The sequence below is a fragment of the Variovorax restrictus genome, assembly GCF_051216715.1.
Lineage (GTDB): Bacteria > Pseudomonadota > Gammaproteobacteria > Burkholderiales > Burkholderiaceae_C > Variovorax.
Genome location: NZ_JBPJZH010000001.1, coordinates 2,269,901 through 2,288,138 on the forward strand (window position 1 = coordinate 2,269,901; position 18,238 = coordinate 2,288,138).

Here is an 18,238-nt window from a genome sequence, read left to right on the forward strand (position 1 = left end):
TCGGTACCGCGCTCACCCGCCCAGGTAGGCGCGCCGTATCGCCGGGTCGGCCAGCATGTCGGCGGCGGTGCCGTCCTTCACGATGTGCCCGTTCTCCAGCAGGTAGGCGCGGTCGCACATTTCCAGCGCGGCATAGGCGTTCTGCTCGACCATCAACACCGTCACGCCTTCACGGCGGATCTCCAGGATCAGGTCGAAGATCATCTCGACAAAGTTCGGTGCCAGGCCGAGCGAGGGTTCGTCGAACATCACCAGCCGCGGACGCGCCATGAGCGCGCGTGCGATGGCCAGCATCTGCTGCTCGCCGCCCGAGAGCGTGCCGGCGGCCTGCTTGATGCGCTCGCGCAAGCGCGGGAACTTGTCGAGCAGGCGCTCCATGTCGTCGCGCGCACGCTGGCGGTCAGTGCGGCGGTAGGCGCCCATCTCGAGGTTCTCTCGGACGGTCAGCTGCGGGAACACGCGGCGACCTTCGGGGCAGTGCGAAATGCCGCGGTCGATGATCGCCGCCGGCGTGGCGCCCGAGATCAGATGCCCGTCGAAGTGAATGCTGCCGCCGGCGAGCGGCTCGAGCCCGTTGATGGCGCGCAGCGTGGTCGACTTGCCCGCGCCGTTGGCGCCGATGAGCGTGACCAGCTCGCCTTCGCGCACTTGGAGCGAGATGCGGTCAACACCTGTGGTCGCGCCATAGCGGACCGTAACCTGATCAAGCTTGAGCACGGCGGAGTCCTGACCCGAGGTAGGCGCGGATCACTTCGGGATCCTGCTGGATGGCTGTGGGAATGCCGGTCGCGATGAGCCGGCCGTGGTTGAGCACCACGATGTGGTCGGAGATCGACATCACCATGTGCATGTCGTGCTCGACCAGCAGCACGGTGATGCCGCGGTCGCCGATGCGCCGCACCGTCGCTTTGAAGGCTTCGGTCTCCGAAGGGTTCAGCCCGGCGGCGGGCTCGTCGAGCAGCAGCATGCGCGGCTTGGCCGCGAGCGCGAGGCCGACGCCGAGCACGCGCTGTTCGCCGTACGACAGCCTCGACGCGAGCTCGTCGGCGCGCGACTGCAGCCCGAGGAAATCGAGCATCTCGCGTGCCTGGTCTCGCAGCGCGGCTTCCTCGCGCTGGAAGCCCGGCGTGCGCAGCAGCGTCTTCCACACGCCGGCACGGCCCTGCAGGTGCAGGGCGGTGAGCACGTTGTCGAACACGGTGCAGCCGGCGAACACGCTGGTGCGCTGAAAGCTGCGCACCAGGCCGCGCTGGGCGATGCGGTCGGGCGACAGGCCGACGATGTTCTCGCCGAACAGCATGACCTGGCCCGCGGTGGGGCGCATGTAGCCGGAGATCACGTTGAAGGTGGTGGTCTTGCCGGCGCCGTTGGGCCCGATCAGGCTCACGATCTGCCCGGCCTCGACCGAGAAGCTGAGCTGGTCGACGGCGGTGAGGCCGGCGATCTGCATGGTGACGTTGGACAGCGTCAGAACAGGGGTGCTCATGCCGGCTCGCTCTCTGCGGTGGAGACGCGCGTGGCCTTGGGCGTGCGCCGCGCCGCGAGCCGGCGCTTCAGCGTCCCGGCTGCGGGCACGATGCCCTTGGGCAGAAAGATGAGCACGAGGATCATCAGCGCGCCGTAGATGATCCATTGCGCCTCGGGCGCCAGCACGCCGCGTAGCACTTCCGGCAGCAATCCGAAGAGCAGCCCGCCGATCACCGGGCCGGCCAGCGTGCCCTTGCCGCCCACGATGACCATGATGACCATCGTGACGGTGAACATGAACATGAAGACGTCGGGGTCGATGATGCGCACCGTGTGCGCATACAGCCCGCCCGCCGCGCCAGCGATGCCGGCCGCGCCGATGGCAGCGATGCGCAGAAAGCGCGTCACGTCGATGCCGATGGAGCGCGCCAGCGTCTCGTTCTCGCGCAGCGCGATCATGGCGCGGCCGAGTCGGCTGGTGACCAGCGCGGCCACCAGCAGGTAGGCCGCCACCGCGGCCGCAAGCACCAGCCAGTAGATCGATGCCTTGGTCGCGATCGGCAGCGTGCCGGTGCCCGGCAGCCACAGCGTGAGGGGCGGGATGTTGTTGAGCGCCATCGGGCCTTCGGTCAGGTCGACCCAGTTGAGCGCGACCATGCGCATCACCTGCGCGAAGCTGATGGTCACGATCACGAAGTAGGCGCCGCGCACCCGGAAGGCGATGCGGCTGACCAGCCAGCCGAACAGCCCCGCCACCACGATGCCGCTGGCGAAGGCCAGCCACACCGGCTTGGGCGCGACCACCCAAGGGGTGCCGGTGCCCAGCAGATCAACGTCGAAACCCAGCGACATCAGCGCGCTGGTGTAGGCGCCAATGCCGAAGAACGCGACATGCCCCAGGCTCAGCTGGCCGGTGAAGCCCAGCAGCAGGTTGAGGCTGATCGCCGCGATGATGAAGATGCCGCAGGAGGCCACCACCGACAGCATGTACGGGTCGGGCCACAGCAGGGGCAGCACCGCGAGCGCGGCGACGCTGGCCGCGAAGCCGAGTTGTTTCTGACGGCTCATCCGACCCGCTCCTTGCCGGCGAAGAGGCCTTGTGGACGAACGATCATGACGAGCAGGATCACGAGGAAGCCGATCGCGTCGCGGTAGGCGGTGGAGATGTAGCCGGCGCCGAACTCTTCGACCAGCGCGAGCGCGAAGCCACCGAGCGCCGCGCCGCCCAGGTTGCCGAGCCCGCCGAGGATCACGATGGCGAAAGCCTTCAGGTTCGCCAGGTCGCCCATCGTGGGACTGACGACGAACACCGGCGCCAGCAACGCTCCGGCGACGGCCGCCAGGGAGGAGCCGAGCGCGAAGGTCGCCGTGTAGATGCGCGACACGTCGACGCCGACGATGCGTGCCGCATCGCGGTCCTGGAAGGTGGCGCGCATGGCCAGGCCGAAGCGCGAGCGCTCGATGAGCATGTAGAACACCGCCAGCAGAAACAGCGCTGTGCATAGAACGAACAGGCGGATCGGCGACACCGACACCTCGCCCCACACCAGCGGCTCCTGCGAGAACGGCGAGGGCACGGCCTTGGCGACGCCGCCCCAGGCCAGCAGCTCGGTGTTCTGCATGATGAGCATGGTGCCGATCATGATCAGCATCACCTCGTCGATGGACCCCAGGTCACGCCGGCGCAGCAGCACGTACTCGATCAGCGCGCCGACGAGCATGCCGGCGATCGCCGCCAGGATCAGCGAGCCGAAATAGTTGAGGTCGAACACCGACACGGCGGCGTAGGCGACGTAGCCGCCCAGCGCGTAGAGCTCGCCGTGCGCGAAATTGACGACCCGCATGATGCCGAAGATCAGCGTCAGGCCGATGCCCAGCAGCGCGTACGTGGCCCCGAGCACGAGCCCGTTGAGCAGATGTTGAAGGAATTGATCCACCGTATGTGTCCGTGTCCGAGCGACCGGGCCGCCAAGGGCCCGGTGGGTTGCGTTTACTTGACGCTGACCGCGCCGTCCTTGAGTTCGACGACGTAGATGTTCGGCTCGGCCTGGCCGCTCTCCTGGCCGGCAGGGCCTTCCTTGCCGAAGGCGATGTCGCCGTTCACGCCCTTGAGCTTGACCTTCCACAGCGCATCGCGGATGGCGGTCGGCTCGGCCTTGCCGGCGATCTTGATCGCCTCGGCGATGGTCAGGATCGCGTCGTAGCCGCGAAAGCCTTCGGTCTGGCCGGCGAAGTCGAGCTTGCGTGCGTTCCAGCCATCGACGAAGCCCTTGGCCACCTCCGGGTACTTGGCGCGTTCGACGGCCCACGGTGCGAAGAACAGCAGGTGCTGGCTGGCGTAGCCCTTGGGGCCCGGCGTCTTCAGCAGCGGCTCGGGGAACGAACCACCGGTGGTGATCAGGCGTTGGCCGAGACGCTGCTCGCCCGCCTGGCGGATGGCGAGGGTGAGCTGCTCGATGCCCGAGGTGACGATCAGCGTGTCGGAGCCGGTGCCCTTGAGCGCTGCGAGCTGCGCCGACAGATCGGTCGCGTCGGGCGCCATCGTTTCGGTGCGGCCCACGGAGATGCCCTTGGACTCCAGCATCTTCTTGAACTCGGCCGCAGCGCCCAGGCCCCAGTCGTTGTTGACCGACAGGAAGTCCACCTTCTTGATCGCCGGGCTAAACGACGCCAGCTGCTTGCCGAAGGCCAGTGCCTCCATGGCAGAGGTCGGGCTGGTGCGGAAGATCCACGGGTTGCCCGAGGTGGTGATCTTGCCGGACGAGGCGGTCTCGACCACCATCGGCACGCCGTACTCCATCAGCTTGGGCATCACGGCCAGCGTGAAGGTCGAACTCCAGGCGCCCATCATCACCGGCACCTTGTCCTTGAGGATCAGCTTCTCGGCGGAGTTGACCGCTTCACGCGGGTTCGACTTGTTGTCCTCGATGACCAGCTCGATCTGTTTGCCGAGCACGCCGCCTTTCTTGTTGATCACGTCCGCCGCGATGCGCGCGCCGTTGGTCACGTAGTTGCCAGAGGCGGCGACCGCGCCGGTGAGTGGCTCCGAGACGCCGATCTTGATCGTGTCTTGCGCATGCGCGGACAACGCGGTCAACGTCGTGAAGGCGGTGGCGCCGGCGATGGCGGCCCAGGTCTTGGTACGGATCCACATGGTTGATTTCCTTGGAGAGGTGGGGAGAAACAGGGAAGGGGAATGCGGTCGGAAGGAATCGCGGCGCTCAGGGCCGGGAGGCGCCCGGCCACACGCTGCGCAGCCATGCCTTGAGCAGACTCCACAGGTCGATGGCGTTGTCGTTGGCGTGAGATGCCGGAGCGGCGGCAGGGGCCGATGGCGCGTGGCCGGCGGCGCCGTCGCCTGCGGGCGCCTCCGCAACGGAAGGCGCGGACTGTGGCAACCGTGCCTGCAACTGCTCGGCGAACTGCCGGCTCAGCTGGTCGGCGAGCGCGCGCACGATGCCTTCGCGGCTGAACTGCGCGAGGGCACCGGTGATGGTGAAGTCGACCGTCAGCGCGACCCGGGTAGACTGCGCGTCGGCCGCGTCGGGCTGCACCGAGAAACGGGCCTCGCCCTTGATGCGGCTGCTGGTACGGGTGTCGACCGCGCTGCCGGCGAAGCTGCCGGTGCGTGCGGTGTCGTCGAGCGCGATGCGGCCCTGGCCGGCGAAGGCCGCGGCGATCGGGCCCAGCTTCACCTTGAAGAGCAGCGGCACGCTCTGCGCGTCGGCCGGCGTGCCGGCCGGGTCGATCGAGGCGCCTGGCAGGCAATCGACGAGCAGTTCGACATCGTGAAAGGCTGTCCAGACCGGTTCGAGCGGGGCGGCGAGCGTGAAGGCTTGCTCAAGCTGCATGGCGGAGCCCTTCGGTGTCGCCACGCGCGTGGAGCACGCGCTGGATGGCCTTCACGATGCCGGCATAGCCGGTGCAGCGGCACAGGTTGCCCGCCAGTTCGTCGCGGATGCGTTGCTCGTCGGCCTGCGGCAGTCGCAGCACGATGTCGCGCGCGGTCATGAGCATGCCGGGCGTGCAATAGCCGCACTGCAGGGCATGCTCGGCCGAGAAGGCATCGCGCAGTTGCGCCATCACGGCGTCGTCGTCGAAGGCCTCGAGCGTGCGCACCCGCTTGCCGGCGAAGCGCGTCGCTGATTGCAGGCACGCGCGTTGCGGCGCGCCGTCGACCTCCACCGTGCAGGCGCCGCACACGCCGTGCTCGCAGCCCAGGTGCGTGGCCGTCAACCCGCACTGCTCGCGCAGCGCGTCGGCCAGGTGGGTGCGGGGCTCGACCGTCATCGCGTACGCGCGGCCATTGACGTCGAGCGTGATGCGCGCTTCGCGCACCGCGGGGAATTCGAGGTTGGCAACCGTCATCGGGGAGTTTCCATGTCGTTGAGTGCAAGCCGCAGCATCTCGGCCAGCAGCGCGCGGCGGGTGTCGTCGAGGCCGCGGCCGGCGCCGTCCAGCAGTGCTTGGCGCCGTGCCCTATCGGCAGAGAGTTCGCGCAGCAGGCCGGCGCCTTCGAAGACGCGCGGCGCGCCGTCGAGCGCGCCCAGCACGATCCGCTCCGTGCCGTCGGCCGGATCGATCAGCGCACCGACCGTGGCGTGGGAGAACTCGCCGGTCTTGCGGCAGAACTTGCGGTACGACCAGTGCGCGGCTGGCGAGCGGCGCGGCACGCGCACGCCGATGAGCAATTCGCCTTCGGCCAGCTGGGTCTCGAAGGCGCTGGTCATGAAGCTGGCCGCAGGGATGTCGCGTCGACCCTCTGCACCGGCCACGACCACCGTGGCGCCGAGCAGCGGCAGGCAGGCCACCCAGTCGGCGGCCGGGTCGGCATGGCACAGGCTGCCACCGATCGTTCCGCGGTTGCGCACGGCGCGGTAGGCGATGCTGCGGGCCACGAAGGGCATCAGGCCGCCGCTCGGGTCTGGCACGCGGCCGTCTTCGATGGCGGCGTGGGTCGTCATGGCGCCGAAGAAGACGTGGTCGCCGGCCTCCTTCACGTCGCGTAGTTCACTGATGCCGTCGAGGTCGACCAGCGTCTCGGGCTGGACTAGGCGCAGGTTGAGCATCGCGCCCAGCGACTGGCCACCGGCGATCGGCTTGCAGCCCCAGCCGCCCGCGCGCAGCGCCAGCGTCGCAGCATCGACCGATGCGGCGGCCTCGACGGCATAGGCGACGGCCTTCATGCGAGCGCTCCGGTGCGCGCGGCCGCCAACGCGCGCAGCACGCGCTCGGGGCTGGCGGGGCATTCGGTGAGCTCGGCACCCAGCGCATGCAGCGCGTCGTTGACCGCGTTGACGATGGCCGCCGGCGGCGCGATGGCGCCGCCTTCGCCGATGCCCTTCTGGCCGAACAGCGTGAGCGGGCTCGGCGTCTCCATGTGGATGATCTTCAACGGCGGCATTTCGCCAGCGCCGGGCATCAGGTAGTCGGCCAGGGTCGAGGCCAGCGGCTGGCCTTCGCCATCAAAAGGCATCTCTTCGTACAGCGCGGTGCCGATGCCCTGTGCCAGGCCACCGATCAGCTGGCCTTCGACGATCTGCGGGTTGAGCAGCACACCGCCGTCCTCGCAGATCGCATAGTCGAGCAGCGTCACGCGACCGGTGGCGACGTTGACCTCGACCGCGCAGGCATGGCAGGCGTAGCTGAAGGTGCCGGTGTCGGGCGCGGTCTTGTAGCCGACTACGACTTCGAGGCCCGACGGGTCGATGCCCAGCGGAATCTTCTGCGGCGCGCGGTACCAGGTACGCGCGATCTCGTCGAGCGTCAGGCCCGGCGAATCGGGTACGCCGATGCGTCCGCCATCGACCCGCAGCGATGCAGCCGGCACGCCCAGCAGCGCGGCGGCGATCTCGGTCATCCGTGCCGCCAGCGCCTGGCAGGCCGTGCCCACCGCGCCGCCCGCCATCACGGCGCAGCGCGAGCCCCAGGTGCCGGTGGAGTAGGGCGAGTTGGCGGTGTCGCCGTGCTGCACGCGAACTCGGTCGATGTCGATGCCGAGCACCGTGTGGGCCACCTGTGCCATCGACGTTTCCATGCCCTGGCCGTGCGAATGCACACCGAGGCGGATCTCCAGAATGCCGTCCGGCGTGAAGCGCGCGGCGCACTGCTCGTAGCCCGGCACCATCGGAATGCCCCAACCGTGGTAGACCGAGGTGCCATGCGCGCCCTGCTCGCAGAACACCGCGAGGCCGAGGCCGATGCGCTTGCCTGCCGGCGCGGTCGCCTGCCGCTCGCGCCAGGCCTGCCAGCCCAGCGCCTCGACGGCCTTCGTCATCGCGGCGAGGTAGTCGCCCGAGTCGAAGTACTTGTTCGTGATGTTGGTGTACGGCATGGCCGAGGCCGGCACCAGGCTGCGGGCGCGCAGTTCGTACGGTTCGATGCCAAGCTCGCGCGCGGCCGCGTCGAGCATCAGCTCGATCGCGAAGCACACGCCGGTGCGCGCCACGCCGCGGTACGGCAGGATGGGCGGCTTGTTGGTCGCGACCGAGCGGGTGCGGCAGACGAAGCGGTCCATCATGTACGGGCCCGGCAGGATCGAGCCGATCTGTGCGGCCTCGAGGCAGGCGCTGAAGGGGTACGACGAGTACGCGCCGGAGTCGACCATGGCGTCGCATTCGATGCCGACCAGCCGGCCGTCGGCTTCGACCTCGACCGCGATGTCGTAGGCGTGTTCGCGGCAGTTGGCGTTGGCGCCGAGCTGCTCGCGTCGGTCTTCCAGCCAGCGCACCGGGCGGCGCAGGTGGCGCGCCAGCCAGGCGCAGCAGATCTCTTCGGGCAGCAGCAGGCCCTTGTAGCCGAAGCCACCGCCGACGTCGGGCGACACCACACGGATCTGGCCCTGGTCGAGGCCCAGGCACTCGGCCAGGCCGGTGCGGTTGATGTGCGGCACCTGCGCGGCGGAATACATCACCAGCTGGTCGAGCCGGTGGTCCCACCAGCACAGCACGGCGCGGCCTTCGAGTGGCATCATGCATTGGCGCGAGGTGCGCAACTGGCGACGCACGGTGCGGGTGGCCGGGGCGCCCGGCACCGCGGCGCCGCGCTCGGTGTTCGTCTCGGCGAAGACGTTGTCGCTCCATTCGTCGTGCACTCGCGTGGCCGAATCGACGGCGCCTTCCATGCTGGCCAGCACCGGCAGGTCGAGGTAGTCGACCATCACCTGCGCGGCGATGTCCTCCGCACGGGCGCGGGTCGGCGCCACGCAGGCCGCCACCAGCTCACCGACGAAGCGCACTTTGCCCATGGCCAGCGGATGCTGCACCGAGCGCTTGAAGCCGGGGAGCGAGGACGCGGCGAGGATCGGCTGCACGCCGTGCAGGTCGTCCATCGTGTAGACCATCTGCGCCAGCCCCTCGGGCTTGTCGATGCGACCCAGCCGCGCGTGTGCCACGGGCGAGCGGACGAAGGCCACGTCGAGCATGTCGGGCATGCGGATGTCGCCCACGTACTGGCCGCGGCCGAGCAGCAAGCGGCGATCTTCCTTGCGGCGCGGCGTGCCACCGATGCCCTGGTCAGCGTCGGCCGGCAGCACGAGGCCGGCTGGCGGGGTGCGAGCGTTCATCGGTCGCTCCTTTGGAGAAGTGGGGTGTGCCACATATTGATGCCTTTGGTGATCGGTGACGACGCGCTCAGACGCGCGTGCGCCGGTACTGCTGGTCGCGGTACTCCCCCGACAACACCGGCGGGTACTTCGCCTGGCCTTCGGGCGCGATGCACTCGACCAGCGCGTCGTAGTTGGGGTGGTGGAAGAAGGCGAGCGAGATGCGCTGCGCCGCCGGGCCGCTGCCTGGCGGCGGGTTGACGACGCGGTGCACGTTGGACACCCAGCGGTCGTTGGTCCAGCGCATCAGCAGGTCGCCGATGTTCACGACGAAGGTGTCGGGGGCGGTCTCGACGCGCAGCCACTGCCCGCCGCGCGTCTGCACCTCGAGCCCGCCGGGCGTGTTCTCGCCGTTGAGGATGGTCAGCAGGCCATAGTCGGTGTGTGGGCCGGCGCGCATCTGGCCGGCCAGCGGCGCCTCCTGTTGCGCCGGGTAGAAGTTCAGGCGCATGGCGGTGATGTGCCGGTCGATCTTGTCCTCGAAGAAATCTTCATCGAGGCCCAGCGCCAAGGCGGCGAGCGACATCATCTGGCCGGTGAGCCGTTCCATCTCGGCGTAGTACACGGCGGCCGCCGTGGCGAAGCCGTCGGGCCGCACCGGCCAGCGGTTCGGGATGAAATAGCGCTGGCCCGTCTCGCTGGTGTAGTAGGGCGTGTCGGGCCAGCTTTCGCGGCCGAAGTGGTAGTACTCCTTCAGGTCGCCCGGCGCGTCGCCGGCATTGCCGCGCGACAGCGCGTCGAAGCCCAGCGCGCGGTAGCCGCGCGGCACCGTGACCTTCTCGGGCTCGGCGCGGCGCTTCTCGTCCAGCGGCAGATTGAAGAAGGTGCTGGCGTGGCCGCGCAGCGTGTCGATCAGCGCGAGCGGCACACCATGGCCGGTGATCGTGAAGAAGCCGATGTCGGTGCACGCGGCCTCGATCTCGCGCGCGACGCGCAGGCGCTCGGCGCGGGTGCCCTGCAGCGCCGGTGCAAGGTCGATCACGGGAATGGTGGTGTCGGGCATGTCGGCGGACTCGGGCATCAGTGGAAGTACGCGCCGCCGTCGACCACCAGCGTCTGGCCGGTGATGAAGGCCGACTGTGCGTCGGCGAAGAACTCGATGGCGCCCACCAGGTCGGCCGGGGTCATGTCCCGGGCGAGCACCCGGTTGCGCATCGACGGCTCGCGCACGCCTTCGACCAGCGTGGGGTTGCGGTGAACGCCGTCGCTCAGCGTGAAGCCCGGCGCCACGCTATTGACGAGGATCTGGTAGCGGCCGAGTTCGGTGGCGAGCGCACGCGTCAGCGAGATCACGGCACCCTTGCTGGCGACGTAGTGCGCCATCCAGGGGTTGCCCTTGAAGGCGACGCCCGAAGAGATGTTGACGATGCGGCCACCCCCGGCGCGCTGGAAGGCCGGCAGCACCGCCTGGCACATCAGGAACACGCCGATCACGTTGACGTCGAACACCTGGCGCCACTCCTGCGGCGTCAGCTGCTCGAAAGCCTTGGGTTCGAGGGTGGAGTAGATGCCGGCGTTGTTCACCAGCACATCGATGCGGCCGTGGCGCGATTCGGTGGCCTGCACGGCGGCACTTACTTGTTCGGGTGACGAGACGTCGAGTGCGACGCCCGTCACCTGGAGGTCGCGCGCTGCCAGCCTGGCGGCGGCTTCTTCGGCGCCGCTGCGGTCGGCGATGACGACCCGCGCGCCACGTTCGGCCAGGCGCTCAGCCGCGGCGAAGCCGATGCCGATGGCAGCGCCCGTGACGATGGCGACAGAACCTTCCAGACCCATGAGACCTCCGGTGACGGAAACCCGTGGCAGAAATGCCGCGGACCTGTGGGCTTTCAAGCAACGTCCATGCCACTAGCAGCTTGCGGTGTGTCTTGTCCTTGCGTTGCGTCAATAGCCAGGACAACAAGCAGGTCTGCGCGTGAAACTTACGATCGAGCAAGCGTCCGTGGGGATCTGGTGCCGTGCGTGATGCACCGTATCGGTGGCATGCCGCGCATTAATGGGGCATGCCACCTATTCATAGGAAGAACTCCGTAGGGCAGAGATGACGAATCGGGGAGGCCGCGCCCCCATCCCCTGGCCAGGCTCAGCGCAGCCGCAGGGGCGCCACGCTCTTGTGGTTGTTCGCTTCCACCAGCCGGATCAGCTGCAGCATGAACAGCTGCCGCTCCGCCGCAGGCAGGTGTTCGATGGTCCGGTCGTGGGCGCGCTGGGCTGCGGCTTCCATGCGGCGAACCATCGCCTTGCCTGCGCGACTGAGTTTGACCAGCTTCACGCGCTTGTCCTGCGCCGACTGGTTGCGCTCGATGAACTCACGGCTTTCCAGGCGGGGCAGCACCTCGGCGACGGTGGTGCGCTCGAGGCCGATCTCCATGGCCAGGGTGTTCTGGTCCATCTCGCCATGCTCCGCAAGTGCAGTCAGCAGGCTGTACTGCACAGGTGTGATGTTGAAAGCCTTGGTTTCTTCGGTGAAGAGGCCGCTGTGGATCTGATGCAGCCGGCGGATCAGGAAGCCCGGGCGTGCGAACAGCATCGAGCGTTCCTGTGCGGCCTGGAGTTCCACCTGGATGGTCTTGCTCTTGGTTTTCTCGGTCATCTGAACACGTGCGCAGCGTTGCGCGGCAGGGGCCGCATCCCGGCCCCGCGGAAGGGTGGGGCTGCGCGCCAGTTTAGCGGGCATGCCGCGCATCTGCTGCCGGACGGTCCGGTCAAGGGGGTGGCACGAAACATGCGGCATGCCACCTATCTCACTCAACAGAACCCATTCGGAACGACCAAGGAAATGACGAACATTCTGCTCAAAGGCGGCTGCGTGATCGATCCCGCCAACCAGCGCAACGGCATCATGGATGTGCTGGTGGCGGGCACGCGCATTGCGGCGGTCGGACCGGACCTGTCGGCCAGTGCACCGGCCGATACCGAGATGGTCGACTGTCGTGGGCAACTCGTGCTCCCGGGGCTGATCGACACCCACGCACACGTCTACCAGGGCGTGACCGGTCGCTTCGGGATGAACGCCGACCTGTGCGGCGTGCATTCCGGCGTGACCACTCTGGTCGACCAGGGCGGGCCGAGTTCGATCACCTTGCCGGGGTTTCGCGACTACGTCGTGGCCACTGCCAAGTCGCGCGTGGTGGCTTTCATGTCCTGCTACCTGGTGGGCGGGCTCGAGGGCCACTATTACCCCGAGCTGTACCGCCCGGACTGTCTTGACGTCGACGCGGCGGTGAAGGCCGCACGCAGCAACCGCGATCTGGTCCGCGGGCTGAAGGCGCATGCCGAGATCGGCGGCTTCGCGCGCTGGGGTGTCGACGTGATGCGGCTGGCCGCCCGCATGGGCCGCGAGGCGGAGCTGCCCGTCTACATCCATTTCGGTCAGCTCTGGCCGAAGCCGGAGGAGGGCGGGCTGGCCGTCGACCCCGACTCGATCTTCAACCAGGTCGTCGACATGCTCAAGCCGGGCGATGTGCTGGCGCATCCTTTCAGCCGGCACCCGGGCGGGTTCGTCGAACTCGACGGGAAGCTCCATCCGCTGGTGAAGGAAGCGGTCGCGCGCGGCTTGAAGATCGACGTGGGCCATGGTTCGCACTTCAGCTACCGCACGGCGCGCATCGTGCTGGATTACGGCGTGATGCCCGACACCCTCGGTGCCGACATGCACGGCTACAACACCACGGTGCCGGCGCCGCCCGGCACACCGGACTCGCACCCGGACGAGGAAGACCACATGTTCAAGGGGCGCATCCGATTCAGCTTGGTGTCGGCGATGACGAGCATGCTGGCACTGGGGCTGACGATCGAGCAGGTGGTGCCGATGGTCACGGTGAATGCGGCCCGCATGATCGGCATGGAAGACACGCTCGGCAGCCTGCGGGTCGGCGGCGAGGCCGACGTGAGCGTGCTGAACGACCAGCGCGGCCGCTGGACCTTGCACGACAACGAAGGCACAGCCGTCACGACCGACCGCCTGCTCACGCCCGCCTTCTGCCTGCGCGCAGGCGAGCGCTTCGATGCTGTCGCATCGATCCTGCCCGTGGCGCAAGCGGCCTGACGGAGTGCCGGCTGTGACTTCCTCATTACCTGGGTCGCCGCAGGCGGTCGATGCCGCATCCTGGGCGCGACCCTTCGAAGGTGCCAGCCTGCGGGACGTGGTGTTGCGGCGCGACGCGTTGCCCGACCTGGGCCCGACGGTGCTGTTGCACGCCGGTCCGCCGTTCGAAGGCGAGGTTCCACGTGCCGTTCACAACGCCTGCGTGCAGGCGCTGTTGTTCGAAGGGGTGGCCGCCGACGAGGCGCATGCGCGCGCCATGCTGTCGACCGGCGCGGTTGAGCTTCGTCCTGCGCAAGACCACGGCGTGGTCACGCCGCTGGCGCAGGTCGTTTCGGCCTCGATGCCGATGGCCGTGGTCGGCGATGCGAGCCACGTCGCATGGGCGCCGCTGGTCGAGGGGCCGCCGCCGGCCCTTCGCTTCGGCACGCAAGCGCCGGAGGCGCGCTCGCGTCTTGCCGCGATCGTCGATTTCGGCCTGCAGCGGCTCGCACCGCTGCTGCGGGCGCAGCCTGTCGCGCTGTCATCGATCGTCGTGCAGGCACTCAAGCAGGGCGACGAATGCCACGCGCGCACCGGAGCGGCCAACGCGGCGCTGGTCGAAGCCGTTGCCGACCTTGCCGCCGACGACCGAGCCGCACTGCAGGCCAACCCCGGCTTCGTGCTGACCATCCTGATGGCAGCGGCGTGCTGGCGGCTGCGCCGCGCCACGCACGGGCTGGCTGCCGTTGGCGGCAATGGCATCGATTTCGGGCTGCGCATGCAGGGCGACAGCCGCTGGCACCGGCGCCCGGCCACGCCGCCGATGGGCACGCGCCTGCCCGGCCATGCCGACAGCGAGGCGCTGGGCGCCATCGGCGACAGCGCCGTCATCGATTTCTGCGGACTCGGCGGCCAGGCGCTGGCCGCGGCACCTGCGCTGCAGGACGAATGGCGGCATGTGCTGCCCGGCGCACTGGCGGCACAGCGCGCTGCGGTGGTCGACCCGGCCACGGGCTTGGTCGACATTGCGCGCGTAGCGGCAAGCGGCGTGGCACCTCAGGTCGACCTCGCCATTCTCGACCGCCAAGGCACGCACGGGCTGATCGGCCGCGGCGTCTATCAGCCCGACGTGGCGCTGTTCGTCGAAGCCGCAGGCGATGGCGTGGCGGCCCCCTTCCTTTCCATTCCCCCCCAGGTGAGTTCATGACTTCAAATTCTGCTTATCGCGTCATCCGTCGCGCGGGCGTCACCGCCGCGCTCGTCACCCTGGGCGCCAGCGCCCTGGCGCAGAGCGCGACCAAGCTGCGTTTCGCGGCCGACTGGGCCTTCCAGGGGCCGCAGGCCCCGTTCCTCATGCCGTACGAAAACGGCTGCTACACGCGCGCCGGGCTCGACGTCTTGACCGACCGCGGATTCGGTTCGGGCGACACCATCACCAAGGTGGCGACGGGCGCCTACGACATCGGCTTCGCGGACATCAACGCGATGATGGAATACAACGCGCGCCAGCCCGACAGCAAGCTGATCGCCATCTTCATGATCTACGACGGGGCCTCGCTGTCGATCATCAGCCGCAAGGGCAACGGCATCGCCAAGCCGGCCGATCTGGTCGGCAAGACCATCGCCGCGCCGCCGGGCGACGCATCGCGCCGACTCTTTCCCGTGCTGGCCAAGGCCAACGATTTCGACCCCGCGTCGGTCAAGTGGATGAACGTGTCGCCGGAGCTGCGCGAGAGCATGCTGGCGCGCAAGAACGCCGACGCGATCAGCGGCGCGTCTTTCACCGGCTACATGGGCGTGCGCGCCGCGGGTGTGCCCAAGGACGACGTGGTGATGCTGCGCTTTCCGGACTACGGCGCCTCGCTTTACGGCAGCACGCTGCTCGTGAAGCCGGCCTTCGCGGCGGCCAACGCCGCGGCGGTCACCGCCTTCATCGGCTGCTTGGCCGACGGCATCGCGCAGAGCATGAAGTCGCCCGCCGCCGCCATCGACGCGTTGGCCAAGCGCGAGAAGCTGACCGACAAGAAGGTCGAGATGGAACGCATGCAGCTGTCGATCGGCTGGTCGATCGCCACGCCCTGGGTGCGCGAGAACGGCATGAGCAAGATCGATCCGGTGCGCCTGGCGAAGTCGGTACAGGACGTGGCTGCCGCGTTCGACATCCCGCCACCACCCGTCGGCGAGGTGTACACCGACCGCTACCTGCCTGCGCGCGACAAGCTGATGCTTCCCAAGTGATGACCGCCCAGGCGCAGAGCGGCGGCGACACGCTGGTGGACATCCGGGGTGTCGACCTGCGCTACGGCGATGGCGATGACGGCCTGCTGGCGCTGCAGGGCATCGACCTTCGCGTGCGACGCGGCGAATTCGTCGCGCTGGTCGGCCCGTCGGGCTGCGGCAAGTCGACCATGCTGAAGCTGATCAGCGGGTTGCGCATGCCGAGCGCCGGGGGCGTGCTGGTCGGTGGCCGCGAAGTCGATCGGCCACTGAAGATCGTCGGCATGGCCTTCCAGAGCCCGGCGCTGCTGCCGTGGCGCACCAGCCTGTCAAACGTGCTGCTGCCGTTGGAGATCGTCGAGCCGCATTGCCATACATTCCGCCGCGATCTGCCGCGCCACAAGGAACGCGCGCTGGCGCTGTTCCAGAAAGTCGGGCTGCGCAACGTGGCCGACCGGTTTCCCTGGCAGCTGTCGGGCGGCATGCAGCAGCGCGTGTCGCTGTGCCGCTCGCTCATCCACGAGCCCGACCTGCTGCTGCTCGACGAGCCCTTCGGCGCCCTCGACGCCTTCACCCGCGAGGAACTCTGGGACACGCTGAAGGCGCTGTGGACCGAGCGGCGCTTCACCGTCGTGCTGGTGACGCACGACCTCACCGAGGCGACCTATCTGGCCGACACGGTGCATGTGTTTTCGCAGCGCCCGGGCCGCATCGTCCACAGCCGCGACGTGCCGATGGACTGCCACCGCACCGCACAGGACCGCTACACGGCGCGCTTCGCCGACGAGGTGGCGAATCTGCGTGCGCATGTGGGCCACGCGCAGGAGGTCGACGCATGACGCCACGCCGGTTTCGCCACGCAATGAGCCCCTGGCTGACCGCTGCCGGCATGTTCCTGCTCTGGGAGGCGGCCTGTCGTGCCTTCTCGGTGCCCGAGATGGTGCTGCCGTCGCCATCGGCGGCCATGCGCGCCATGGTCGAGTTCTGGCCTGCCATCGTCGAGGGGGCTTTGCAGACGCTCTACACCACCGTCATCGGTTTCCTCCTCGCGCTCGTCTTCGGGCTGTTGCTGGGCGCGCTGGTGGGCGCCAGTCCGGCCATCTACCGGGCCATCAATCCGCTGATGATCGGCTTCAATTCCATCCCCAAGGTGGCCGTGGTGCCGGTGCTGGTGATGTGGTTCGGCATCGGCACGGTGCCCGCGGTGCTGTGTGCCTTTCTCACGGCCTTTTTTCCGATCGCTGTCAATGTGGCGACCGGCATCGCGACGCTCGAGCCCGAACTGGCCGATGTGCTGCGCTCGCTCGGTGCGCGACGCATGGTGATCCTGCGCAAGGTGGCGCTGCCGCGCTCGCTGCCCTACCTGTTCGCCTCGCTCAAGGTGGCGATCACGCTGGCATTCGTCGGATCGGTCGTGTCGGAAATGGTGGCCAGCAACGCGGGCATCGGCTATTTGCTGCTCAACGCGAGCTCGTCGTTTCGCGTGCCGCTGGTGTTCGCGGCGCTGCTGGTGGTGGCGGTTCTGGGGATCGTGATGTACGCGATCGCGGACCTGATCGAGCGCCGTTCCACCGCCTGGGCACGGCGTGGCGGCGATGCGGGCGACGTGCTCACGGGCGGCTGAACGCACATTCCGCTCGTGACAGTCACGGATCTGTCACGGGCGAGCGGCTGTCGCCTTCGCTGGCGGTGGTGCGGAGCCAATGCTAGGCTCGACGCCCACCGCATGACCCTCCCAGGCCGCCTCGATGCCCGATGACTTTTCCGCCAGCGCCAATCAGGCGCTTTCACCCGCCTACCGCAAGGAACAACGCCGCCGCCGTGCCGCGCGGCGCTATCTGCTGCTGGGCGTCGGTGTCCTGATCGCCGCCGCAGCGGCGCTGGTCGTGGCCTGGATGCCTGATGCGCTGCCCGGTCGTGCCGCGCGGGCGCCCATCGTCGACGACGGCGCGCCGACCGAGCGCACCGCGTCGCTGCCGCCGCTCAACCTGCCGGCCGACGCCGCGGCGCATGGCTCCGCGATGGAATGGTGGTACTACAACGGCATCCTCGAGGGGGCGGTCGGCGAGCGCTATGCCTTCCACGTCGCGGTGTTCGTGGCCACTGGCCTGGTCAAGCACACGGCCATGCATGCGGCGGTGACCGACCTGCAGACCGGCAAGCGCTACGAAAGCCAGACCCGCACCGGTGGCGTGCCCGCGCTGACGGTGACCAACGGCTTCGACTTCAGGCAGGGCCGCTGGCACGTGGCGGCGGCCGGGCCGTCGCACACGGTGCGCACCGCGTCCGACGACATGGCGATCTCGCTCGATCTGCAGGAGGCGGGCCCGGTGGTCGCCCACCGCGCCGCCGGCTCGAAGACGCCCGGCCTGCTCGATTTCGGCCAGGCCGGCATCAGCTACTACTATTCGCGCCCGCGCATCACCGCCAAGGGCAACCTCAAGGTCGGCGGCAAGACCGTGCCGGTGAGCGGCCCCGTCTGGTTCGACCACCAGTGGGGCGAGTTCGACGCCACGCAGCTGGGCTGGAACTGGTTCGCGCTGCATCTGGCGAACGGTTCCGACGTGATGGTCTACCAGCTGTTCGACGCCGAGGGTCGCCAGGTCATGACGGCCGGCACCGTGTCCGACGACAAGGGCGCCGTGCCGCTGAAGGCCGAGGACATCGAGATCACGCCCGGTGCGCGCTGGACCAGCCCGGCCACGCAGATTCCCTACACCGTCGAGTGGCGCTTGCGCCTGCCTTCGGGCACCTACGACGTGAAACCCTTCTACCCCGACGGCGAGTTCGACGCGCGCCAGACCACGGCCAACGTCTACTGGGAAGGGCCGGTGCGCGTGAGCGGCAGCGGCGAGGGGCAGGGCTTCCTGGAAATGAGCGGCTACGACCGCCTGGCGAACCTCGCCGCCGGACGGCGCTGAGTG

18 protein-coding genes are annotated in these 18,238 nt (G+C 68.7%); 6 read left to right on the top strand and 12 right to left on the bottom strand.

Translation table 11 applies throughout. The features are described from left to right. Positions 1–12: 12 nt before the first annotated feature. From ACSFA0_RS10725 to ACSFA0_RS10780, 12 genes are all read right to left on the bottom strand, one after another. A complete protein-coding gene (locus ACSFA0_RS10725; RefSeq protein ID WP_435450168.1) occupies positions 13–717 on the bottom strand; it encodes an ABC transporter ATP-binding protein in 705 nt (234 codons plus the stop codon). After that, positions 704–1,486 carry an ABC transporter ATP-binding protein gene (locus tag ACSFA0_RS10730; protein WP_435450169.1) on the bottom strand — a complete coding sequence of 261 codons (783 nt, stop codon included), beginning with the start codon at positions 1,484–1,486 and terminating at the stop codon, positions 704–706. The genes ACSFA0_RS10725 and ACSFA0_RS10730 overlap by 14 nt, the downstream gene beginning before the upstream one ends. Continuing rightward, complete coding sequence (locus ACSFA0_RS10735) at positions 1,483–2,535, bottom strand: branched-chain amino acid ABC transporter permease (RefSeq protein ID WP_435450170.1); 1,053 nt, start codon at positions 2,533–2,535, stop codon at positions 1,483–1,485. The genes ACSFA0_RS10730 and ACSFA0_RS10735 overlap by 4 nt, the downstream gene beginning before the upstream one ends. Next, on the bottom strand, positions 2,532–3,404 hold the full coding sequence (locus ACSFA0_RS10740) for a branched-chain amino acid ABC transporter permease (RefSeq protein WP_435450171.1): 873 nt from the start codon (positions 3,402–3,404) through the stop codon (positions 2,532–2,534). Before ACSFA0_RS10740 ends, ACSFA0_RS10735 begins: the two co-directional genes overlap by 4 nt. Positions 3,405–3,457: 53 nt before the next feature. Then, positions 3,458–4,621 (bottom strand): ABC transporter substrate-binding protein, encoded by a 1,164-nt coding sequence (locus ACSFA0_RS10745; RefSeq protein WP_435450172.1) that lies wholly within the window; start codon positions 4,619–4,621, stop codon positions 3,458–3,460. Positions 4,622–4,688: 67 nt separating this feature from the next. Continuing rightward, complete coding sequence (locus ACSFA0_RS10750) at positions 4,689–5,318, bottom strand: SRPBCC family protein (RefSeq protein ID WP_435450173.1); 630 nt, start codon at positions 5,316–5,318, stop codon at positions 4,689–4,691. Then, positions 5,308–5,835 carry a (2Fe-2S)-binding protein gene (locus ACSFA0_RS10755; protein ID WP_435450174.1) on the bottom strand — a complete coding sequence of 176 codons (528 nt, stop codon included), beginning with the start codon at positions 5,833–5,835 and terminating at the stop codon, positions 5,308–5,310. The genes ACSFA0_RS10750 and ACSFA0_RS10755 overlap by 11 nt, the downstream gene beginning before the upstream one ends. Then, the gene (locus tag ACSFA0_RS10760; protein WP_435450175.1) at positions 5,832–6,653 is read right to left on the bottom strand and encodes an FAD binding domain-containing protein; all 822 of its coding nucleotides are present in this window, start codon (positions 6,651–6,653) and stop codon (positions 5,832–5,834) included. Before ACSFA0_RS10760 ends, ACSFA0_RS10755 begins: the two co-directional genes overlap by 4 nt. Next, the gene (locus ACSFA0_RS10765; protein WP_435450176.1) at positions 6,650–9,031 is read right to left on the bottom strand and encodes a xanthine dehydrogenase family protein molybdopterin-binding subunit; all 2,382 of its coding nucleotides are present in this window, start codon (positions 9,029–9,031) and stop codon (positions 6,650–6,652) included. Before ACSFA0_RS10765 ends, ACSFA0_RS10760 begins: the two co-directional genes overlap by 4 nt. 67 nt (positions 9,032–9,098) lie before the next feature. Then, positions 9,099–10,091: an isopenicillin N synthase family dioxygenase gene (locus ACSFA0_RS10770; protein ID WP_435450177.1), complete on the bottom strand. Its 993-nt coding sequence runs from the start codon at positions 10,089–10,091 to the stop codon at positions 9,099–9,101. Next, positions 10,091–10,846 carry an SDR family NAD(P)-dependent oxidoreductase gene (locus ACSFA0_RS10775; RefSeq protein ID WP_435450178.1) on the bottom strand — a complete coding sequence of 252 codons (756 nt, stop codon included), beginning with the start codon at positions 10,844–10,846 and terminating at the stop codon, positions 10,091–10,093. The genes ACSFA0_RS10770 and ACSFA0_RS10775 overlap by 1 nt, the downstream gene beginning before the upstream one ends. Positions 10,847–11,153: 307 nt before the next feature. Next, on the bottom strand, positions 11,154–11,663 hold the full coding sequence (locus ACSFA0_RS10780; protein ID WP_435450179.1) for a MarR family winged helix-turn-helix transcriptional regulator: 510 nt from the start codon (positions 11,661–11,663) through the stop codon (positions 11,154–11,156). A gap of 186 nt (positions 11,664–11,849) precedes the next feature. On the opposite strand from ACSFA0_RS10780, the gene ACSFA0_RS10785 reads away from it, so the two are divergent. The 6 genes from ACSFA0_RS10785 (at position 11,850) to ACSFA0_RS10810 (ending at position 18,235) form a co-directional block, all read left to right on the top strand. Beyond that, positions 11,850–13,118 carry an amidohydrolase/deacetylase family metallohydrolase gene (locus ACSFA0_RS10785; RefSeq protein ID WP_435450180.1) on the top strand — a complete coding sequence of 423 codons (1,269 nt, stop codon included), beginning with the start codon at positions 11,850–11,852 and terminating at the stop codon, positions 13,116–13,118. A gap of 13 nt (positions 13,119–13,131) precedes the next feature. Continuing rightward, a complete protein-coding gene (locus tag ACSFA0_RS10790) occupies positions 13,132–14,304 on the top strand; it encodes an oxamate carbamoyltransferase subunit AllG family protein (RefSeq protein ID WP_435450181.1) in 1,173 nt (390 codons plus the stop codon). Continuing rightward, positions 14,301–15,335, top strand: coding sequence for an ABC transporter substrate-binding protein (locus ACSFA0_RS10795; RefSeq protein ID WP_435450182.1), 1,035 nt, complete (start codon positions 14,301–14,303; stop codon positions 15,333–15,335). The genes ACSFA0_RS10790 and ACSFA0_RS10795 overlap by 4 nt, the downstream gene beginning before the upstream one ends. Continuing rightward, the gene (locus ACSFA0_RS10800) at positions 15,335–16,153 is read left to right on the top strand and encodes an ABC transporter ATP-binding protein (RefSeq protein ID WP_435450946.1); all 819 of its coding nucleotides are present in this window, start codon (positions 15,335–15,337) and stop codon (positions 16,151–16,153) included. Before ACSFA0_RS10795 ends, ACSFA0_RS10800 begins: the two co-directional genes overlap by 1 nt. Beyond that, entirely contained in the window at positions 16,150–16,938 is a 789-nt protein-coding gene (locus tag ACSFA0_RS10805; protein ID WP_435450183.1) for an ABC transporter permease, read from the top strand. The genes ACSFA0_RS10800 and ACSFA0_RS10805 overlap by 4 nt, the downstream gene beginning before the upstream one ends. Positions 16,939–17,062: 124 nt before the next feature. Then, on the top strand, positions 17,063–18,235 hold the full coding sequence (locus ACSFA0_RS10810) for a lipocalin family protein (protein ID WP_435450184.1): 1,173 nt from the start codon (positions 17,063–17,065) through the stop codon (positions 18,233–18,235). Positions 18,236–18,238: the final 3 nt, after the last annotated feature.